This is a genomic window from Maribacter arenosus, from assembly GCF_014610845.1.
Taxonomy (GTDB): Bacteria; Bacteroidota; Bacteroidia; order Flavobacteriales; family Flavobacteriaceae; genus Maribacter_A; species Maribacter_A arenosus.
Genome location: NZ_JABTCG010000003.1, coordinates 266,697 through 286,264, shown reverse-complemented (window position 1 = coordinate 286,264; position 19,568 = coordinate 266,697). Strand labels below are relative to the sequence as shown.

At 41.0% G+C, this 19,568-nt stretch carries 20 protein-coding genes and 2 tRNA genes; 8 read left to right on the top strand and 14 right to left on the bottom strand.

Annotated features, from left to right (window positions below; all coding sequences use genetic code 11):
- Positions 1-14 precede the first annotated feature (14 nt).
- The 7 genes from HPE63_RS09350 to HPE63_RS09320 form a co-directional block, all read right to left on the bottom strand.
- Entirely contained in the window at positions 15-1,619 is a 1,605-nt protein-coding gene (locus tag HPE63_RS09350) for an MFS transporter (protein ID WP_188314005.1), read from the bottom strand.
- Positions 1,620-1,795: 176 nt separating this feature from the next.
- A complete protein-coding gene (locus HPE63_RS09345; protein WP_188314004.1) occupies positions 1,796-2,071 on the bottom strand; it encodes an ATP-dependent Clp protease adaptor ClpS in 276 nt (91 codons plus the stop codon).
- A gap of 55 nt (positions 2,072-2,126) precedes the next feature.
- A complete protein-coding gene (gene prmA, locus HPE63_RS09340) occupies positions 2,127-2,963 on the bottom strand; it encodes a 50S ribosomal protein L11 methyltransferase (RefSeq protein ID WP_188314003.1) in 837 nt (278 codons plus the stop codon).
- 173 nt (positions 2,964-3,136) lie between these two features.
- Positions 3,137-3,886, bottom strand: coding sequence for a triose-phosphate isomerase (gene tpiA / locus HPE63_RS09335; RefSeq protein WP_188314002.1), 750 nt, complete (start codon positions 3,884-3,886; stop codon positions 3,137-3,139).
- Complete coding sequence (locus HPE63_RS09330; RefSeq protein WP_223198104.1) at positions 3,883-4,389, bottom strand: TlpA family protein disulfide reductase; 507 nt, start codon at positions 4,387-4,389, stop codon at positions 3,883-3,885. Before HPE63_RS09330 ends, tpiA begins: the two co-directional genes overlap by 4 nt.
- 4 nt (positions 4,390-4,393) lie before the next feature.
- Positions 4,394-5,488: a BT_3928 family protein gene (locus tag HPE63_RS09325; protein ID WP_188314001.1), complete on the bottom strand. Its 1,095-nt coding sequence runs from the start codon at positions 5,486-5,488 to the stop codon at positions 4,394-4,396.
- Positions 5,485-6,030 carry a DUF1599 domain-containing protein gene (locus HPE63_RS09320; protein ID WP_188314000.1) on the bottom strand — a complete coding sequence of 182 codons (546 nt, stop codon included), beginning with the start codon at positions 6,028-6,030 and terminating at the stop codon, positions 5,485-5,487. The genes HPE63_RS09325 and HPE63_RS09320 overlap by 4 nt, the downstream gene beginning before the upstream one ends.
- A 115-nt stretch (positions 6,031-6,145) precedes the next feature.
- On the opposite strand from HPE63_RS09320, the gene folP reads away from it, so the two are divergent.
- Together folP and cdaA are read left to right on the top strand one after the other, a co-directional pair.
- A complete protein-coding gene (gene folP / locus HPE63_RS09315; protein WP_188313999.1) occupies positions 6,146-6,967 on the top strand; it encodes a dihydropteroate synthase in 822 nt (273 codons plus the stop codon).
- A gap of 57 nt (positions 6,968-7,024) precedes the next feature.
- A complete protein-coding gene (gene cdaA, locus HPE63_RS09310; protein ID WP_188313998.1) occupies positions 7,025-7,810 on the top strand; it encodes a diadenylate cyclase CdaA in 786 nt (261 codons plus the stop codon).
- On the opposite strand, the gene HPE63_RS09305 is transcribed toward cdaA, so the two are convergent.
- Positions 7,807-9,573: an ABC transporter ATP-binding protein gene (locus HPE63_RS09305; protein WP_188313997.1), complete on the bottom strand. Its 1,767-nt coding sequence runs from the start codon at positions 9,571-9,573 to the stop codon at positions 7,807-7,809. The two genes, cdaA and HPE63_RS09305, sit on opposite strands and share 4 nt — an antisense overlap.
- Positions 9,566-10,315 (bottom strand): tRNA pseudouridine(38-40) synthase TruA, encoded by a 750-nt coding sequence (gene truA, locus HPE63_RS09300; protein WP_188313996.1) that lies wholly within the window; start codon positions 10,313-10,315, stop codon positions 9,566-9,568. The genes HPE63_RS09305 and truA overlap by 8 nt, the downstream gene beginning before the upstream one ends.
- Positions 10,316-10,407: 92 nt before the next feature.
- Between truA and HPE63_RS09295 the strand changes: the two genes are divergently transcribed.
- Both HPE63_RS09295 and HPE63_RS09290 read left to right on the top strand, forming a co-directional pair.
- Positions 10,408-10,902 carry a metallophosphoesterase family protein gene (locus HPE63_RS09295; protein WP_188313995.1) on the top strand — a complete coding sequence of 165 codons (495 nt, stop codon included), beginning with the start codon at positions 10,408-10,410 and terminating at the stop codon, positions 10,900-10,902.
- A gap of 93 nt (positions 10,903-10,995) precedes the next feature.
- On the top strand, positions 10,996-11,802 hold the full coding sequence (locus HPE63_RS09290; RefSeq protein ID WP_188313994.1) for a class I SAM-dependent methyltransferase: 807 nt from the start codon (positions 10,996-10,998) through the stop codon (positions 11,800-11,802).
- Positions 11,803-11,898: 96 nt separating this feature from the next.
- Here the strand turns inward: HPE63_RS09290 and HPE63_RS09285 are convergent, their stop codons facing one another.
- Complete coding sequence (locus HPE63_RS09285; protein ID WP_188313993.1) at positions 11,899-12,309, bottom strand: DUF4293 domain-containing protein; 411 nt, start codon at positions 12,307-12,309, stop codon at positions 11,899-11,901.
- A 192-nt stretch (positions 12,310-12,501) separates the two neighbouring features.
- Here HPE63_RS09285 and rho point away from each other — a divergent pair, with 192 nt between their 5' ends.
- From rho to HPE63_RS09270, 3 genes are all read left to right on the top strand, one after another.
- Positions 12,502-14,115, top strand: a complete 1,614-nt coding sequence (gene rho / locus HPE63_RS09280) for a transcription termination factor Rho (protein ID WP_188313992.1) — start codon at positions 12,502-12,504, stop codon at positions 14,113-14,115.
- Between the two features lie 195 nt (positions 14,116-14,310).
- Positions 14,311-15,078 carry a hypothetical protein gene (locus HPE63_RS09275; protein ID WP_188313991.1) on the top strand — a complete coding sequence of 256 codons (768 nt, stop codon included), beginning with the start codon at positions 14,311-14,313 and terminating at the stop codon, positions 15,076-15,078.
- 12 nt (positions 15,079-15,090) lie between these two features.
- The gene (locus HPE63_RS09270) at positions 15,091-15,771 is read left to right on the top strand and encodes a hypothetical protein (RefSeq protein WP_188313990.1); all 681 of its coding nucleotides are present in this window, start codon (positions 15,091-15,093) and stop codon (positions 15,769-15,771) included.
- Between the two features lie 147 nt (positions 15,772-15,918).
- Here the strand turns inward: HPE63_RS09270 and rpsT are convergent, their stop codons facing one another.
- The 4 genes from rpsT to proS all read right to left on the bottom strand — a co-directional run bounded on the left by rpsT (position 15,919) and on the right by proS (position 18,101).
- Positions 15,919-16,170, bottom strand: a complete 252-nt coding sequence (gene rpsT / locus HPE63_RS09265; RefSeq protein ID WP_188313989.1) for a 30S ribosomal protein S20 — start codon at positions 16,168-16,170, stop codon at positions 15,919-15,921.
- A gap of 43 nt (positions 16,171-16,213) precedes the next feature.
- A tRNA-Glu gene (locus tag HPE63_RS09260) sits at positions 16,214-16,288 on the bottom strand.
- Positions 16,289-16,382: 94 nt separating this feature from the next.
- A tRNA-Glu gene (locus HPE63_RS09255) sits at positions 16,383-16,454 on the bottom strand.
- 171 nt (positions 16,455-16,625) lie between these two features.
- Positions 16,626-18,101 carry a proline--tRNA ligase gene (gene proS, locus HPE63_RS09250; RefSeq protein ID WP_188313988.1) on the bottom strand — a complete coding sequence of 492 codons (1,476 nt, stop codon included), beginning with the start codon at positions 18,099-18,101 and terminating at the stop codon, positions 16,626-16,628.
- Between the two features lie 95 nt (positions 18,102-18,196).
- Between proS and HPE63_RS09245 the strand changes: the two genes are divergently transcribed.
- Positions 18,197-19,546 (top strand): hypothetical protein, encoded by a 1,350-nt coding sequence (locus HPE63_RS09245; RefSeq protein WP_188313987.1) that lies wholly within the window; start codon positions 18,197-18,199, stop codon positions 19,544-19,546.
- Positions 19,547-19,568: the final 22 nt, after the last annotated feature.

The following is a 19,568-nucleotide window of genomic DNA, read 5'->3' as shown; positions in this document are numbered from 1 at the left end:
ATTCTTAAAGTGCGTTATTCTTGAAGCCTTCGTTGTTTCAACTCCAACGTGATCTCATCCAATTTCTTTTGTGTCAAAGGGTAAAGGAACATTAATCCTGCCGCCAATACAGTGATCAAGGCCGGTACCCAGCTCATCAGCATTATAATTCCCGGTACCGCCCCTTTAATCGATTCGGGATCTTGACCATTGTAAGCGAAAGCCCCCAAGACCAAACCGATAATCGCACCGGCAATACCCCCACCAAACTTTGTCGCAAACGAACCTGCGGAATAAATGAGCCCCGTAGCCCTACGGCCATTCTTGAACTCTGAATAATCCGCAGCATCGCCCAACATGGCAAAGAACAAGGTTGGGAAAATAGCGGCTGCAAATTCTGAAACAATACCAATGGTGAAAATGGCGGTGATATCCTCAGGGCCACAAAAAGCGAGTAAGGCATTTACCCCACCGGAAAAAAGAAGGGCATAAATAAAGAGGTTGCGCTTACCCAATCTCTTTCCTAAGGGAGCGGTTGCCATCGCGCCCAGTACAGAGGCAATCATAAGACCGATCAAGAACGAGGCGGACAAAAGTTGATTATGGAGATAATGGCTAAAGTAAATGATGACAATGCCCTGCTTGATCGAATTGTACACATTGAACAAAAGTCCTATGATCAATAATACCAGCCAAGGTTTGTTCGAAATCAAATCCTTGAAATCCTTTCTCAGGTTGTTCTTTTGCTCCTTGGGGGGTTGTATTCTTTCTTTGGTGGTATAGAAGGTCAAGAACATTAATATCGCCAGAAAAATGGACATCAAATACATGGCGTTGCTATACCCTCTTTTTTGGTCGATAATGGTGATTTTATCCGTAGATAGGTTTTGCTCCCCCTCGACCAAAAACACATACTCCTTATCGGCTTCCATAGAAAAACTTTTTCCATGGGTAGGGCTATCTTCCCCACTTACGTCTTGGGCATCTTCCCAAGTAAACAAGGCAATGCCGTCATCTGTCTTGATATTCACGTTCTCTACGTCGGAAGGTGCCGAAACGACTACTTTATAGGTATCATCGGTTACTTGATCTATAGCTATCTTGGGATTCACATTTCCGTAATAGGCTACCAAAAAAAGCAATGCCCCCTGTACCAACATACCCCCACCAAAAGCCCCCACCATCCGGTAAGACCCCAGACTCGTTCGTTCTTTATCATCCCCAGTCATTACGGCCATCAGAGCCCCATATGGCACGTTGTTGGCCGTGTATATTAGCGTAAAAAATATATAGGTGACATAAGCGTAAACGATCTTCCCAGTTTCCCCTAAATCGGGACTAGTGAACAAAAGAGATAAAATAGCGGCCAAGGGTATGGCGGTCCATAAGATCCATGGACGGAATTTACCATATTTCGATTTTGTGCGATCGCCAATGATTCCCATCACTACGTCGCTAATACCATCGCTAAAACGGGCGACAAGCATTAAGACCCCCACAGTTACAGGACTCAAGCCAAAAACATCGGTATAGAATATGAATAAAAAGGTGGCCACCCCTCTCCAGGCAATATTGGCGGCACCATCCCCTAAGGCGTATCCTATTTTTTCCTTTATGGATATTTTTTCAAATGACGACATGGCCTTAGGTATTGATTAGCTTTTAAAAGTAATCAATAATCATAGTCCACTGTAATGCAAAACAGTCTAATAATGCGCTAAAAAATAAGAGTTTTCCTTAAGAGTTTTCCTTTGGCAGGACCCTATCGCCCAGTCTTTCACTAAAATCCTAAATGAAATTCCAGAAGTGGTTAGATCTATACGATTTCTGCACTTAATCCTGCTTGGAGCAAACGACTGCATCGGGGTTCCAAATCTTTATAATCCCCTGTTTTTACGGTACATTTACCGTTGTAGTGAACAATTAAAGAACATTGTTCTGCCTGCTCTGGAGTGTGTTCGCAAACATCGATCAAGGTTTCTATAACATGATCGAACGTATTTACCTCATCATTAAAAAGTACAATTTCGTTTTGCTTTACTGTTTCTTCCTCGAGCAGTAATTCTTCCGAAATTTTTTCCTTTGTGCCCATAATTCAATATTTAAATTCGGATCTAGAACCTGTATTACATAGGTCCTAACTTTCTCTAAAATACATATTTTACGGCAACCCAATTATTTTTTTCCAGATTTTTTTCAATCCGAAGTCCATTTTCATTGCATTTTTCGGTGATTAAGGGAATGTCTTCCTTATAAAATCCGCTTAGGAACAACTGTCCGTTTTCGGTAAGGCATTTGCTATAAACAGGAATATCGGATAGCAGGATATTCCTATTGATATTGGCGATGATCACGTCATATTTTTGACCTTCCAATAGGGTTGCATCCCCTTCAAAAACCTTAATATTCTTACAATCGTTTCGTTCGATATTCTCTTTGGCATTGAGGTAACACCAATTATCAATATCTATGGCATCGACCGAGGCTGCTCCTTTCAACTCTGCCAATATAGCCAAAACCCCCGTACCGCAACCCATATCCAATACGCACTTTCCTTTAAATTCATGCGCCAAAATAAATTGCAACATCATATGGGTGGTCTCATGATGCCCAGTCCCAAAACTCATCTTGGGTTCAATGACAATATCATAGGCTACCTTCGATTTCTCGTGAAAAGGGGCCCTTACCTCACATTGATCACCAACACGAATGGGCTGGAAATTGCGTTCCCAGGTCGCATTCCAGTTTTCCTGTTCCAATTCCTTAACATCATAATCGAACTTAAATTGGGGATTCCCCAAAATCGTAACTTCACTCAAAATGTCTTCCCGCCATTCCCCTTTTTGGATATATGCTTGGATGCCGGTTTCGTGTTCCACAAAACTCTCGAAACCCACTTCACCCAATTCCGCGATCAGTATATCTGCTGCAGGTTGTAAGGGCGAAATCTCGAAGTTGTACTCTATGTAAATGGTATTCGGCATTTTTAGATTTTCTGGAAAAGGAAAGAGGCGGACTGAAAACCTAAGACTCTTAATATGAGCGCAGTTGAAGACCTTATTTTGCCTGGTTTTGAGGTCTTTCGACTGCGCTCAATGTGACTAAGTGAATTAAATCTTACTTTTTATCCGCCTTGTTGATAGAAATATACTAGGCCTTAGATCGCCTTAACGATAGCGATAAAATCATCTGCTACCAAAGCTGCCCCACCAATAAGGCCCCCATCAACATCGGGTTTGGAGAAAATCTCCTCGGCATTACTTGGTTTTACGCTACCACCATAAAGAATGGAAACGTTATCGGCTATATTTTTAGTAAAGGCAGTAGCAATGGTCTTACGAATAAAGGCATGCATTTCCTGTGCTTGTTCCGGAGAGGCTGTTTCACCTGTACCAATGGCCCATACCGGTTCGTAAGCCAAAATAATACTGCTCCATGATTTGGCATCCAAACCAAAAAGGGCGTTTTTTAATTGACTTTCGACTACCTTGAAATGATTCCCTGATTTTCGATCGTTCAATTCCTCCCCAAAACAGAACATGACGGTCATCTTTTTGGCAAGGGCGGCTTTTACTTTTTTCTTTAAGATCTCATCGGTTTCACCAAAATAGGCCCTACGCTCAGAGTGCCCCAATATAACAGTGTTGATGCCAATATTCAATAACATATCGGCAGAAATTTCACCCGTATAGGCGCCACTTTCGGCAAAATGCATGTTCTGGGCGATAACCTCTATTGATGAACTTTCCAATTGGTTTACGGCACTGGCCAAATTCACAAAGGTCGGTGACACCATGACCTTCGCATCCGTATCCGGCAATTTGGCGGAAACCTCGGCCAATAATGCTTCGGTCTCTTCCATATTCTTGTTCATTTTCCAGTTTCCCGCTACTATTTTGTCTCTCATGATCTATTTTCTTTTAATTGTTCTATAATTGCTTTATCACTAGCCTTGATGGCCTTATATAATGTTATATTTCCTTGTGCATCCAATACCATGTACCTCGGAATCCAATCCAAATCGATTGCCTGGAAAAGTTCGGACTTCCACCCATCCTTGGCCCAAAAATGGGAACCTTCCTCGATGTTGAACCTTTCGATCCCTTTTTTCCAGCTTGCCTCATCCTTATCCAAGGAAATAAACACCACAGTCATATCGGGAAACTCTTTTTGCAATTCTTTTACCTTGGGCATTCCTACGACACAATCCTTGCACCAGGAGGCCCAAATGTCCAAGAGTACCATATTGCCTTCATGTGCTTTTAATATGGATTGGAAAGTAACAGTATCCCCATTTAAACCTATCAGGGAATCATTCAATGCCTCATCGGAAAAAGTACGTTCCTGAGCGCACGCCAACAAGGAAAAAAAGATGACCCCGATTGTAACAACTTTGCTAATCTTCCCCATAAGCTTAAAAATTAAGATCCTCCAAATCGTTATAGTGTACCTTTTGTACAATTGTTCCCTTTTCTACAACCAAAACCCCTGGATTGGAACGGACAATGGTTTTTAAGGTGGTCTCATCGGTAAAATAAAAGGAAATGTCCAAACCGTATTTTTTAATCAATCCGTCGGTATGTTCAGGACCTGAGGCCGACATCCCTATTACCTTGTAACCCATATTCTTTGCCTTGGCAATCATCTTGGCCAATTCGGGATAAACCTTGAAATTACTTTTTCGAAGGTCATAGGAGATGATCATCACCAGTTTCGGTTCTTCCAATAATTCCGGGGCATAATCCACGCCCTCTTGCTCAATGGTAAAATCATGGATCGGGGGTTCGTACCCTTTTTCGATTTCAGTGGTTTCCACGTCGATGAACTCCCCTTCGACTGACGGATAATCCCCTTGGGTCACAATCACTTTTTCCTCCCCATTTATATTGAACTTCCAAGCGTATTCAAAGACCGGTTTTTGGGCATCTTCCGGTATTTCCATGCCTTCAATGATATTCGCCCCAATTTTGTAGGGTCTAAAATCGATTACGGGAAGATGTCGCAGCACATGATTCGCGAAAAGGATACATATCAGCAAGGAAACGCCAGTAATAATCCGTTTTGTATTCGATTCAAAAATGGGTTTTACATATTTCTTTCCTAGGAACAAAATGATAATGAATACCAATAGAACAACATCCTTCGTAAAAGAACCCCACGGCGTCAAATTCACGGCATCACCAAAACAACCGCAATCGGTAACCTTGTTGAAATAGGCCGAGTAGAACGTTAAAAAAGTAAAAAACAAGATTATCAGGAATAAGCTCCATAGGGTAAATTTGGCCCTGAAACCCAATAACAGCATCACACCCAAAAGGACTTCGAAAATGACGACAAAGAGTGCCAACCCAAGGGCATAGGGTACCAAAAAAGGGAGGTTAAGCACCCCTTCACTAAAGTATTCCTCTAATTTAAAGGAAAAGCCCAATGGATCGTTAAGCTTTATAAAACCACTGAAAATAAACAATACCCCTACGAATATTCGCGAAAAAGCAACCAGATATTTCATTTGGAATCCTCTTTTAAATGAATCAAGGCAAAAACCGCATAATTTACCATATCCTGATAATTGGCATCTATACCTTCACTGACCAAGGGCACCCCTTTATTATTCTCCATTGTCTTTACACGCAAAAGCTTTTGGAGGATCAGATCGGTCAAGGAGCTTACGCGCATATCGCGCCAAGCTTCCCCATAGTCATGGTTTTTATCCTCCATCAATAATTTGGTGATATTGGCATGTTTATCATAGAGTTCCAAGGCTTCCTTCTCCGATAGGTCCGGTTGATCTACCACGCCTTTTTCCAACTGAATCAAGGCCATGATCGCATAATTGACGATTCCAATAAATTCAGACCGCTCGTCCTCATCTACCTTTCGTACCTCATTTTCCTGAAGGCCTCTAATGCGTTGTGCTTTAATGAATATTTGATCGGTCAAAGAAGGTAATCTAAGAATACGCCACGCGCTACCGTAATCTTTCATCTTTTTCTGGAATAATTCCCTACAAATCTTAATTACGGCGTCGTATTGTTCGGAAGTCTGCTGCATGTAGTGTCACTAATTTGCGTAAATTTCGCCTAAAATATTTTAAACTTCAAAGTTCGTGTTTTAAAGTTGGTTTATCAAACTTTATTAGGGCAACTTTGCATCTTACTTTTGCCGTATGACGTTGAATTGTAATGGAAAATTGATTGATTTGTCAACCCCTAAAGTAATGGGCATTCTAAACCTTACCCCAGATTCGTTTTATGATGGTGGAAAGTACGAGGGCGAACAGGGGATTTTAGGCCAAGTAGAAAAAATGCTGGCTGAGGGCGCTACCTTCATAGATGTAGGGGCGTATAGTTCCAGGCCGGGAGCAGCTATAGTCACTTTGGAAGACGAATTAACAAGAATAGTCCCCGTAGTCACAATGCTTATAAAAACGTTCCCTAAAATCAACTTATCCATCGACACGTTCCGCAGTAAAGTGGCAGATGCCTGCCTGAAGGAAGGAGCAACCATGGTCAATGATATCTCCGCAGGTATACAAGATGATCGCATGCTCGCTGTGGTCGCCGAACATGGGATACCTTATTGTATGATGCACATGAAAGGCACTCCCCAGAACATGCAACAGAATACCGATTATAGCGATTTAGTGGTCGACCTACTGTATTACTTCTCCGAGAGAATAGCACGGGCAAGGGAATACCATATAAACGACGTCATCATCGATCCGGGATTTGGTTTTAGCAAAACCTTGGAACAGAATTATACCTTGCTACAAAATTTGGATTTACTGCAAACATTGGAACTACCCATTTTAGTTGGTTTAAGTAGGAAATCGATGATATACAAAGTACTGGAAAAAACACCACAGGAAGCGTTGAATGGTACCACGGCCCTTCATATGGTCGCCTTACAAAAGGGAGCACGGATCCTGAGGGTGCATGATGTTGCCGCTGCTATCGAATGTATTATATTGAACGAACAGCTCAACTAAAAATCCAATAGGGTTTATGTTCATCAAATTTTGTTAATTTTACAAAAACGGCTAGGATTGGATTTTTTGAATTTTCTCGACTTTAAGATTACCGATATTCTCGACATTATCTTAGTCGCCTTACTTCTTTATTATATCTACAAATTGGTACGTGGATCGGTTGCCATCAACATATTCATAGGAATTGTCATTATTTGGGGCTTTTGGAAACTTACCGAGTTGCTCGAGATGGAAATGATCAGTAGTATGGTTGGTGGGTTTATGCAGGTCGGACTGATCGCTCTGATCATTGTCTTTCAGCAAGAAATAAGGAAATTCCTGTTGATGATCGGGTCCACGAACTTTGCGAATAAACGAAACTTCCATCGTTGGTTTCGGTTTTTAAAACCGGAAGGCCTGACGACAAGCACGGATATCGACGCTATTTTGAAAGCCTGCAGGAGTATGGGACGATCTAGAACCGGTGTCATCATAGTTATTAAACGGAATAACTCCCTCGATTTTGTAAAGTCATCCGGGGATAGCATGTACGCCGAGGTCAATCAACCTCTTTTGGAAAGTATTTTTTTTAAAAATAGCCCCTTACACGATGGTGCTGCGGTCATAGAAGACAATAATATTGTGGCTACCCGCGTGATACTTCCGATTTCAAATGAACGCAGTATTCCCCTTCGTTTTGGATTACGCCATAGGGCCGCGGTAGGGATTACCGAACGTACGGATGCATTGGCACTTGTAGTCAGTGAAGAAACAGGTGATATTTCTTATATCAAAAATGGGGGGTTCGTACACTTTAAGGATATTGAAGAATTGGGCAATCTGATGAAAGAAGATTTGATTTAAGCCGCTTCCTCCTCCAAAAACTGGGCTTCATAAAGTTTGTTATAGTATCCTCCTTTTTTCAATAGCTCGCTATGGGTGCCAGACTCGACTATTTTCCCGGCTTCCATAACCAAAATCTTATCGGCCTTCTTGACCGTAGCCAATCGGTGGGCAATGATAATCGAAGTTCTTCCTTCCGTAATCTTATCGGTGGCGCGTTGGATCAATCGTTCGGAATACGTATCGACCGAGGAAGTGGCCTCATCCAAAATAAGGATACTTGGATTACTGACATAAGCCCTAAGAAATGCAATTAATTGACGTTGACCGCTCGACAACATGGAGCCTCGTTCCTTTACATTGAACTGATATCCTCCAGGAAGGCTTTCGATGAACTCATCTACCCCGATTTGCTTGGCAGCTTCCTTGATATCTTTTAAAGCTATGTTGTTGTTTTTCAGTGAAATGTTGTTGGCAATGGTATCGGCAAAAAGAAAGACATCCTGCAATACCACGGCTATATGGGAACGTAACGAAGCCAGTTTAAAGGATTTACTGTCTATACCATCAATTAAAATCTGTCCTGATTGTATTTCATAAAAGCGGTTCAATAAATTGATTATGGTCGATTTTCCGGCCCCTGTGGCACCAACGATAGCAATGGTTTCACCTGCCTTGGCCTCGAAAGAAATGCCATGTAGTACTTCTTCGTCTGGCACATATCCGAACCGGACATTCTTAAAGCTAATATCGCCCCTTACATGGGTATCCTCAAACGTTCCTGAATCATCCATGGTGCTTTCCGTATCCAAAATGGAAAAAACCCTGTTGGCCGCCACCATGCCCATTTGTAAAGTATTGAACTTATCGGCGATTTGTCGCAAAGGCCTAAAAAGTATCTCAATACAAAGGATATAGGCAAATATGGTTCCTGCCTCACTAGCTGAGATATTGGCGACATTCATGAGTCCACCATACCAAACCACCAAACCGATGGCCAGTGAAGTAACGATCTCAGCAACAGGGAAAAATATGGAGTTGTACCAGACCGTTTTCAACCAGGCTTTCTTATGCTTTTCATTGATTTCCCGGAATTTTGCACTCTCGATCTTTTCACGGGTAAATAGTTGAACTATTTTCATGCCCGCTATCCTTTCTTGAACAAAAGAATTTAAATTGGCAACTTCGGCCCTAACTTCGATAAAGGCCACCTTCATCGCCTTTTGGAACAAACGCGTGGCATATAAAATCAACGGAAGCAGGGCGAAAACGAGCAAGGCCAATTTCCAATTCATATATATCATCAACGCAGCCGCGGCGAACATTTTCAACAAATCGGCAACAATAACAAAAAATCCTTGGCTGAAGATTTCCCCAATACGCTGCATATCGGCCACTGCCCTGGTGACCAGAACACCTAATGAGGATTTATCAAAATAGGTCATTCTAAAATCGAGCATATGCTGAAATAATTTAATACGCACATCCTTTATGACCGATTCACCCAACCAGTTCGCATAATAATTAAAAAGTAATTGAAAGATGACTTGAGCCAATAAAACCACCAACATAGCCACCACCAAGTAGAACAATTTTTCGGCGTCGGATTTCATTATGGCATCATCAATAAGCATGCGCAATAAAAAGGGGGTCATCACAGCAAAAGCAGACAGTAAAATCGCGGAAAGGGCCACGCCATAAAAAGTAAACCTATACGGTTTGGTATACCTTAGTAGGCGCTTGAATAATCCGGTATCAAATGCTTTTCCTAATTCTTTACTCATTTCCTTTTATTGTATCGGGGTATACGATTTTGGTCAAATATAACCCTTTTGCGGGGACAGAAGCCCCAGCAAGGGATCTGTCTTTCCCTTTTAAAATTATCCTGACATCCTCCAGATTCGACTTCCCAATACCTACATCGAGAAGGGTTCCTACAATGGCCCTTACCATATTCCGAAGAAAACGGTCCGCTGTTATCTTGAATACCAATCTATCGGTATGCCGTGTCCATTCCGCCTTTTTTATCTTACATAGGAAGGTACGCACTTCGGTATTCGATTTTGAAAAGCATTCGAAATCGTTATGGGCCCGAATTAATTGGGCGGCCTTGTTCATGGCATCGATATCCAATTCATGCCTTACGTAATGGGCCGTGTCCATATAAAAAGGGTTCTTCCTTTGTGTTATCCAATATTCATAGGTGCGTTCGATTGCATCAAATCGTGCATGGGCATCGTTCGCCACCGGGTGTATTCCAACAACGGCAATATCATCGGGCAAAAAAGCATTTAAGCGAAATACAAAATCGTCTACGGCCAATTCCCCTTCAAAATCAAAATGGGCATACATTTGTTTGGCATGTACGCCTGCATCGGTTCTGCCGGCACCGACCACAGCTATATTTTCCCCCAAAAGCTTGGAAATCGAATCTTCCAAAACGGCCTGTATTGTTATGGCATTCGGCTGGCTTTGCCATCCATGGTACGACTTTCCAAAGTATGAAAAAACGATAAAATATCTCAAGTGAATGGTCTATTTTTGTGGTGATCAAAGATACTTCGTTCCATCTAAAGAGAGGTCCAAAAATCCTTAATTTTAAGCTTAATTTAAGTTTTATGACCAAAATTCTATTACTGTCGGATACCCATGGACATATTGACGACGCCATTTTAAAATATGTTCGACAGGCCGATGAAGTATGGCATGCCGGTGACATTGGGAGTTTGCAGGTAACCGATACCATTGAAAGAATAAAACCATTGAAAGGGGTCTATGGAAATATCGATGATCATATTATTCAAAAAGAATTTCCATTGCATAAACGGTTCATGTGTGAAGAGGTCGATGTCTGGATAACCCATATTGGCGGATATCCTCCCAAATACAATAGTAATGTAATCAAAGAAATAAGGGCGAACCCACCGAAACTGTTCATTTGTGGCCATTCGCATATATTAAAGGTAATGCACGACAAGACGAGGGGAATTCTGCACATGAATCCCGGCGCTTGCGGTAAATACGGATTTCATCAAGTACGAACTATGCTGCGATTTGTGATCGATGGAAAGGAGATCAAGGATTTGGAGGTCATTGAATTAGGCAAGCGATAAAAATAAGCTAGTTTTGAAATTCCAGCCTTAAAAAAGATAGTTTTATTTTCTAAAACAGGAATTTTGAAGTGGGGTTAAAAATTTGGGTACAAAATGGGGGCTAAAGAAAACTACATCGAAATAAACAGGGATTTATGGAATAATTCAACTGATTTTCATTTGAAATCGGATTTTTATGATCTCGATGGGTTTTTAAAAGGAAAGTCCTCATTGAAAGAAATTGAGTTAAACCTATTGGGTGACGTAAAAGGAAAAAACATCCTTCACCTTCAATGCCATTTTGGCCAGGACTCCATATCAATGGAAAGACTGGGAGCTAGTGTTACGGGAGTTGACCTCTCGGATAAGGCTATAGAGCAAGCTGAAAAACTTGCCAAAACGTGTAATGTAGACACTACATTCATCTGTTGTGATATTTATGACCTACCCCATCATTTAAATAAAACCTTCGATATTGTTTTTACCAGTTATGGAACTATAGGCTGGCTTCCGGACCTAAACAAGTGGGGCCAAATCGTATCGCGATTTTTGAAACCAAACGGCAAATTCGTTTTCGTGGAATTTCATCCGGTAGTATGGATGTTCGATGATAATTTCACTGAAATTGGATACAACTATTTCAATTCTGGTGCAATCATTGAAATGCAGAAAGGCACATATGCGGATAAAAATGCCAATATACATCAGAAATGTATTGTGTGGAATCATGGAATTAGCGAAGTGGTGAACAATTTAATCCGAAACAACCTGGAAATACAGTCATTGGATGAGTTTGATTATTCACCCTACAATTGCTTTAATAAGACCATAGAATTTGAACCCGGGAAATATCATATTGAACACCTGGGTAATAAGATTCCTATGGTGTATTCGATAGTCGCCACAAAAAAGGATAATTAACCCATTAGGGGGCATTTAGGGTTGAACCTGCATAAAACGTAAAAACCCTGATGCTTCCATCAGGGTTTACGCACTAATACTACTAAGATGTTAGGTTCAACGCAAACGATCCACAGATTTTACAAGATCCTCATCCTTCTTAATAGCCCTGTTGGCCAGGACCAAAAAAACGATAGAAAATACAGGAATCAACATCCCAATACCCTTCTCAGAAACCAAAGTTTCTCCGGATAAGTTTAGCGATCGGTAAACGAAAAATCCTAGTAAAAAAAGATTCAATATGATGTTCAATCTGTTAATCACAAATTGATTTTGTCTCTTCTTGAATAAAAAAATAGCAATCATGGCCAAAATCGCCGAAATGTAAAAAGCAATTGAGATCCATAGTTCATTTTTGGCAAAAAACTCCGCTCCTTTGGAATCTAACCAGAGATAGGCCAGAAAGGGGGCAACACCTCCCAATAAGGCGACAATGATTAGATAAATGGACTGAATTCTTTGAATCATTGCTTTTTAGAACGATTTGAAGCGCAAAAATACATGTCTTTTAAAAAATATCCCCGAATTATTGAAAATAATTTGTAATATTGTGGCGTTATTAGTTATAACACTTACCAAAGCGGGGATTCTTCCCCTTGTAAACCCAAATAACAATACACTTCTTAATTGTCTAAAGACGTATAATTTATATCACACTTAATGTTTGAGATTTCAGATTTAAAATCGAAAAAACTTCCTGAACTTCAGGAAATAGCGAAAGGGTTAAAAGTACCCAAATTCAAGACCTTAAAAAAACTAGACCTAGTCTATCAAATTTTGGATGTACAGGCGGCAAATCCGAAGGTTGCGGAAGCTATCGCTTCAGTTCCCGACCTTGCACAAGAAAAACCAACAGAACGACCAAAAAGATCCCGAGTTTCCCATGCAGAAAAAGCTGAAGGAAAAGCGACGGACAATACCAAAACAGAAGCCCCGTCCGCTGCTGAAAAACCAGTTAAGAAGCCACAAAAGGAAGGCAACAGACCCAACCCAAGGGCAGCCACTGGCCAAAGCACCAAGAAAGACCATCAAAAAGGGCCACAGCAACATAAAACCCAAAGTGTCAAAAAGTCCCATCATCAAAAAAACGGACAGGACAAACGCAATAGCAATTTTGACAAAGATCTCAAGAACCGATATAAGGAACCTGAATATGAATTCGACAGCATTATTGCAAGTGAAGGGGTCCTCGATATTATGCAAGATGGCTATGGTTTTTTAAGATCCTCGGATTACAATTACCTTTCATCACCAGATGATATTTATGTTTCGCAATCACAGATCAGATTGTTTGGACTTAAAACCGGTGATACGGTTCTAGGGAATGTACGACCGCCTAAAGAGGGCGAGAAATATTTCCCATTGATCAAGGTGAACAAAATTAACGGTATTGATCCCCAGGTCGTCCGCGACCGGGTATCCTTTGAGCACTTGACTCCATTGTTCCCACAGGAAAAATTCAATCTTTCGGAGCGCCAAAGCAGTATCTCGACCCGTATTATCGATTTGTTCTCCCCAATAGGAAAAGGACAAAGGGGTATGATCGTTTCCCAACCTAAAACGGGTAAGACCATGCTGTTGAAAGACATAGCAAACGCGATTGCAGCAAATCATCCCGAGGTATATCTAATTGTTTTGCTTATCGATGAGCGTCCTGAAGAGGTGACCGATATGCAGCGTAATGTACAAGGCGAAGTTATTGCTTCCACGTTTGATAAGGAAGCAACCGAACATGTTCGGGTAGCCAATATTGTATTGGAAAAAGCCAAACGTTTGGTCGAATGTGGTCATGATGTCGTTATCCTTTTGGATTCAATTACACGATTGGCTCGTGCGTATAACACGGTACAACCAGCGTCTGGGAAAGTATTGAGTGGTGGTGTTGATGCCAACGCATTGCACAAACCAAAACGTTTCTTCGGTGCTGCACGTAATATTGAAGGTGGTGGATCATTGTCGATCATTGCCACGGCATTGACCGATACCGGATCCAAAATGGATGAGGTTATCTTTGAGGAATTCAAAGGAACCGGTAACATGGAACTTCAATTAGATCGAAAAATCAGCAACAGAAGAATATTCCCTGCCATCGATTTGACTTCCTCGAGTACACGTCGGGATGATTTATTGTTGGATGACAATACCATTCAACGTATGTGGATCTTGCGTAAATACCTAGCGGACATGAACCCAATCGAGGCCATGGAATTCATTGAGCAGCGCATTAAACAAACTAAGAACAATGAGGAATTCTTACTGACTATGAATCAGTAGGAGAGACTTAAAATCATAATTGATTTCAAATAATCCCTTGGATCTTAGATTCAAGGGATTTTTTTTGTTTCTCAGGTTAGGATTTAATAATGATCCCAAATTTAACATCTTACTCTTATTTTAATATCTTTATAAGGCAAAGATTGCCTTCCCCCACATTTTTGCATGAACATTTATAACCTAAAACCCCTTGTTATGATCAAAGCAAAAAATTCCTTGTTATGCCTTTGTGTGCTTTCCCTTAGTGTTTTAAACCTCTCAAGTTGCGAGGAGAAAATGGAAAAAGAAAAAGAGGATCTCCCTGAGGTCATGGCCCCTGACCAAATCGTAGAGATAGCACAAGCCAAGCAAATGTATGATTTCTATGGCGACAGGCGCGTACCCTTGATTCAGCGCTATGAAGATTCCATCAACCGTAGTAAGTATAACGATAAAATCCGCCAGCAAAAGAAAGCCAATGTAAAATCAGGGAATGATAACGACGAAAAAAAATTCGATGTAGCACGCTATGTTTCCTATGATTATAAAACCATAAAACAGTACTTGGCATTTATAGAACAAGAAGCTAAAAAGGCCAATGTAGAGATTTCAGGATTGCGATTTTATTTTTCGAATTATCCCGACAAACCATTTTTCGACAACAAGGATTCTGTTTTACATCCAAGGCAGAATTCGGTGATGCTATCACCCACCTTAAAAAAAGGAAAACGGGAGTATTTATTTTATATCGGAGGCACCGAAGCACAACAAGAAGCTATATTGCTCACTGATAGTTTTGGACCGATTAAAACAGAAGGAATGGGTGCCACCCCTACACATGGTATCCGGTCATATGCCTCTATAATGCCCAATCTGACCAACAATACTATAAACACCACTTTAAATTCATCATTTTATGCCGGTTCAAGCTTAACGATGAATAAGGGCACTGCAGCCCCGCCGCCATATGAGGAACAGAATTAAGCTCGTATTTGGATGTACGCATTTTTAAAAGATAATTATTTCTTACCCCTGTATGCGATTACATTGGTGGTTTCATTACTCCGCTATAACCGCTATTTTAGTACAAGTGTCCTAAAATACCTACCTATGTTGATCGCATACACCCTGGTATCGGAAATACTGGGTTATTTCATTCGTGATTTTGAAAACTTTCAGGTTGTTTATCAGGATAAGTATCAATACGCCAACTATATCATCTTCAATATTTATGATGTCGTATTCTTTTTGTATTTCTACCTTTTATTTTGGAAAACCATAAACAATAAAAGACATAAGGTTATTATCAAATATGGGGGTGCTGTTTATATCATAGCAACACTGATAAATCCGTTTTTTCAAAATGTCTTGATTTTTCCACAAATTTATGCCTCCACCATAGGCTCCATAGTATTGATCATTTCAATAGTTCTTTATTACCATCAAATTAAGGGGCAAAATGGAAAACAATATAATCTATTGGTATGGATAAGTTCCGGACTTTTGGTTTTCAATCTTTTCTTTCCCTTGATTTCAATTTTCGCCCGATATGATTATGCGCTATATGAAAAATTAAGCCTAAGGCAATTCCATTATCTCCTCATTGTAATTATGAATGCTTGTTTTATTCTGGGCTTTCTATTAATGAGACCCATACGCGCTCCTGAAGATTCTTGAAAGAACAGCAATTTGGCAGTAGACCTTATGGTATTGATTTTCTAAACGATTCATAAATGAAGGACATCCACCCATAGTCAATGGAATGAAAAAGCCCTGAAGGTAGTACCTTCAGGGCTTTTCTAAATTGTTCAAAAGCGTTCGTTCTTACAAGGCAGCAATATGCTTTGCCAACTTACTCTTTAGATTTGCGGCTTTATTAGCATGGATGATATTGCGCTTTGCCAACCTATCGATCATACTAACAACCTCGGGCAACATTTTCTCGGCATCTTTCTTATTCTCCTCACCGCGCAACTTCTTGATTGCATTACGGGTAGTCTTGTGCTGGTACCTGTTACGTAATCGAACAGCTTCATTTCTTCTAATTCTCTTTAATGCCGACTTATGGTTTGCCATCTTTTCTTTAAATTATGTTTTTAAGACAATCGTCTCTTTAATTTGGTAGCCCGTAGGGGAATCGAACCCCTGTTACCAGGATGAAAACCTGGCGTCCTAACCCCTAGACGAACGGGCCGTTTTAAAGGTTCGAAGTTAGAAATACGAAGTACGAAAATTAGTTTTAAAATCCCCACTTCTTAAATCGTACCACTTCCCTCTTACTTCCCTTGTAGTCCGTAGGGGAATCGAACCCCTGTTACCAGGATGAAAACCTGGCGTCCTAACCCCTAGACGAACGGACCATTACTTTGCACAAAATGCGGATGCAAAAATACAATTATTTTTAACTATCGCAACACCTGCTTATTATTTTTTTACCGATTCCCGAAGATAAGGAATCCTGTAAAAGATTATGACAGGTTTGGTGAACTTTCAAAAATCATCTTTTATTATAATTAAAGGCATCTTTTGCCTTAGTATGCCTTGGCGAACAATACCCTTCTAACCGATGGTTCGCCCGTAACCATACAATGGCCAGCAGTAGTATCCCCTTCTATTGGAATACAACGTATGGTAGCTTTGGTCTCTTCCTTGATCTTATCCTCAGTTGTTACCGTACCATCCCAGTGGGCCGCAATAAATCCACCCTTTTCTTCCAGGACTTTTTTAAATTCTTCATAGGAATCGACTTCGGTGATATGTTGCTGTCGGTAATCAAACGCTTTGGTATAGATATTCTTTTGAATATCCTCCATAAGGAATTCAATTTTGGGGACAACCTCATCCATCGGCACGGTTTCCTTTTCAAAGGTATCGCGACGTGCTATCTCATAGGTGCCATTTTCCATGTCGCGCTGACCAATGGCCAAGCGTACAGGAACCCCTTTTAATTCATATTCATTAAACTTAAATCCCGGTTTCTGGGTATCCCGATTATCATATTTCACCGAAAACCCTTTAGCCCGCAACTCCTTTGCCAAAGGTTCGACCTTTTCTGAAATGGCCTCCAATTGATCAAGGCCTTTGTAAATGGGTACGATTACAACCTGTATAGGTGCCAGTTTTGGAGGCAATACCAACCCATGATCATCACTATGGGTCATCACCAAAGCTCCCATCAATCGGGTGGATACTCCCCATGAAGTTGCCCATACATACTCCTGCTTACCTTCTTTGGTAGCGAACTTCACATCAAAGGCCTTGGCAAAATTCTGCCCTAAGAAGTGGGAGGTTCCCGCTTGCAAGGCTTTGCCATCCTGCATTAATGCCTCGATACAATAAGTCTCCACGGCACCGGCAAACCGCTCGCTTTCAGTTTTCACCCCCTTTATCACCGGCATGGCCATATGGTTTTCAGCAAAATCAGCGTAAAGGTCCATGATCATTTCCGCTTCGTCTATAGCCTCTTTTTCTGTGGCATGTGCCGTATGGCCTTCCTGCCATAAAAACTCTGATGTCCGTAAAAAAAGTCGGGTACGCATTTCCCATCGTACTACATTGGCCCATTGGTTGATCAACAAAGGTAAATCCCGATATGATTGAATCCATCGTCTATAGGTATCCCAAATAATGGTTTCGGAAGTTGGCCTAACTATAAGCTCTTCTTCCAATTTTGCATCGGGATCCACAATGATACCACTTCCGTCCTCGGCATTCTTCAAACGATAATGGGTTACTACCGCGCACTCCTTTGCAAACCCTTCAACATGACTTGCTTCCTTACTTAAATAAGATTTTGGAATAAACAGGGGAAAATAGGCATTTTCATGGCCGGTTTCCTTGAACATCCTATCCAATCCAGCTTGCATTTTTTCCCATATGGCAAAGCCGTATGGTTTGATGACCATACATCCCCTAACCCCCGAGTTTTCGGCTAAATCAGCCCTTACAACGAGCTCGTTATACCATTTGGAATAATCCTCATCCCTCTTTGTTAATTTTTTACCCATTATGCGTAGTTTGGCACAAATCTTGTGTTAATATTATCGAAATAGTTCGGTAAAACTAACTATTTTTAATATGTTCAACAATAAAAATTGAAACCATGATACATTCGCTACCTCACCATAGAATCCGCACCGTGGCGCTTTTTGCTTTTATAGGCATATTTGCAGCATCCTGTGGTTCTTACCAGCAAGCCTCATACTACGACAATGATGGCATTTACGAAGATGATAATGTCAGAGTGGTTGAAAGGGCCCCTCAACAAGTAGTGAAGAAAAAAAGCCACGATCCCTACCAAGACTATTTTGGACAAAAGGCCGAAGAGTATAACGAAATATTGGATAGTGAAGTCTTTACTGATATCGATTCCTATTCAAGTGAATCCGAATTCGACAGCATTCCACAGAAAGATGAGTTGACCGATTATTACAAACCTGAAAACGATTATGAAGGTTATGGTGGTTGGGGAGACAATGCCACTGACGTGAGTATCAATGTTTATACAAGTGGCTGGAACAATTGGGGCTGGAGTGCCTATGGTTGGGGTTTTAATAACCCATGGCTGTGGGATAACTGGGGTTATGCAGGATACTATGGTTGGGGTGGATATTACCGTCCATGGCGCTGGAACAATTGGGGCTGGGGAGGCTACTATGGTTACGGATGGGGAGGATGGTATTCCCCTTACTATTATGGTTTTGGATATGGTTATGGTTATTATGGTAACCGATATTATAATCGATATTATGGAAATAGGTACTATGGCCGATATGGGAATTATGGAAATTACGCCTTGAACCGAAGTCGTAGAGGATACTATAACTCCAATTCACTTGCCAACAATTCGAGTAGCTTAAGGGGAAGATCCAATGTAAATACCAGGGGAACCTCACCAAGATACCGAAGTAACAGTACCTCAACAAGAACGAGTAGCATCAGAAGCAATAACAATACAGGAAGGTCGAATACCTATCGAAGTAATTCTACCACCCGTAGAACAGTAGGTGTAGATCAAAATAGGGCATATCGTACCAGTAGAAGTACCAGGGCAACACCAAGATATAACACCTCATCCAGGACAAGTCCATATTATAGGAGTTCTAATTCCAGGAGCAATACTTATAGAAGTGGTGCCACACGTTCAGGTAGTCCTACTAGGGCAACAACTCCTAGAACTTCTACCTACAGAAGTTCGGGAAGCCGCACTGGTAACTCTGGTACATATAGAAGTTCTGGAAGCAACACGCGAAGTTCGCAGTCTTACAGAAGTTCAGCACCAAGGACAAGTACTTATAGATCGTCTGGTAGTAGAAGTTCGAGCACTAGAAGTAGCGGAAGCTATAGAAGCTCCAGCAGTAGTTCTTCACGATCATCTGCCGGTCGTTCCTCATCTTCAGGTTCTAGCAGAAGTAGCGGTTCTAGTAGGAGTAGCGGTGGAAGGAGAAATTAAATCCTATATTATCAATACTGAC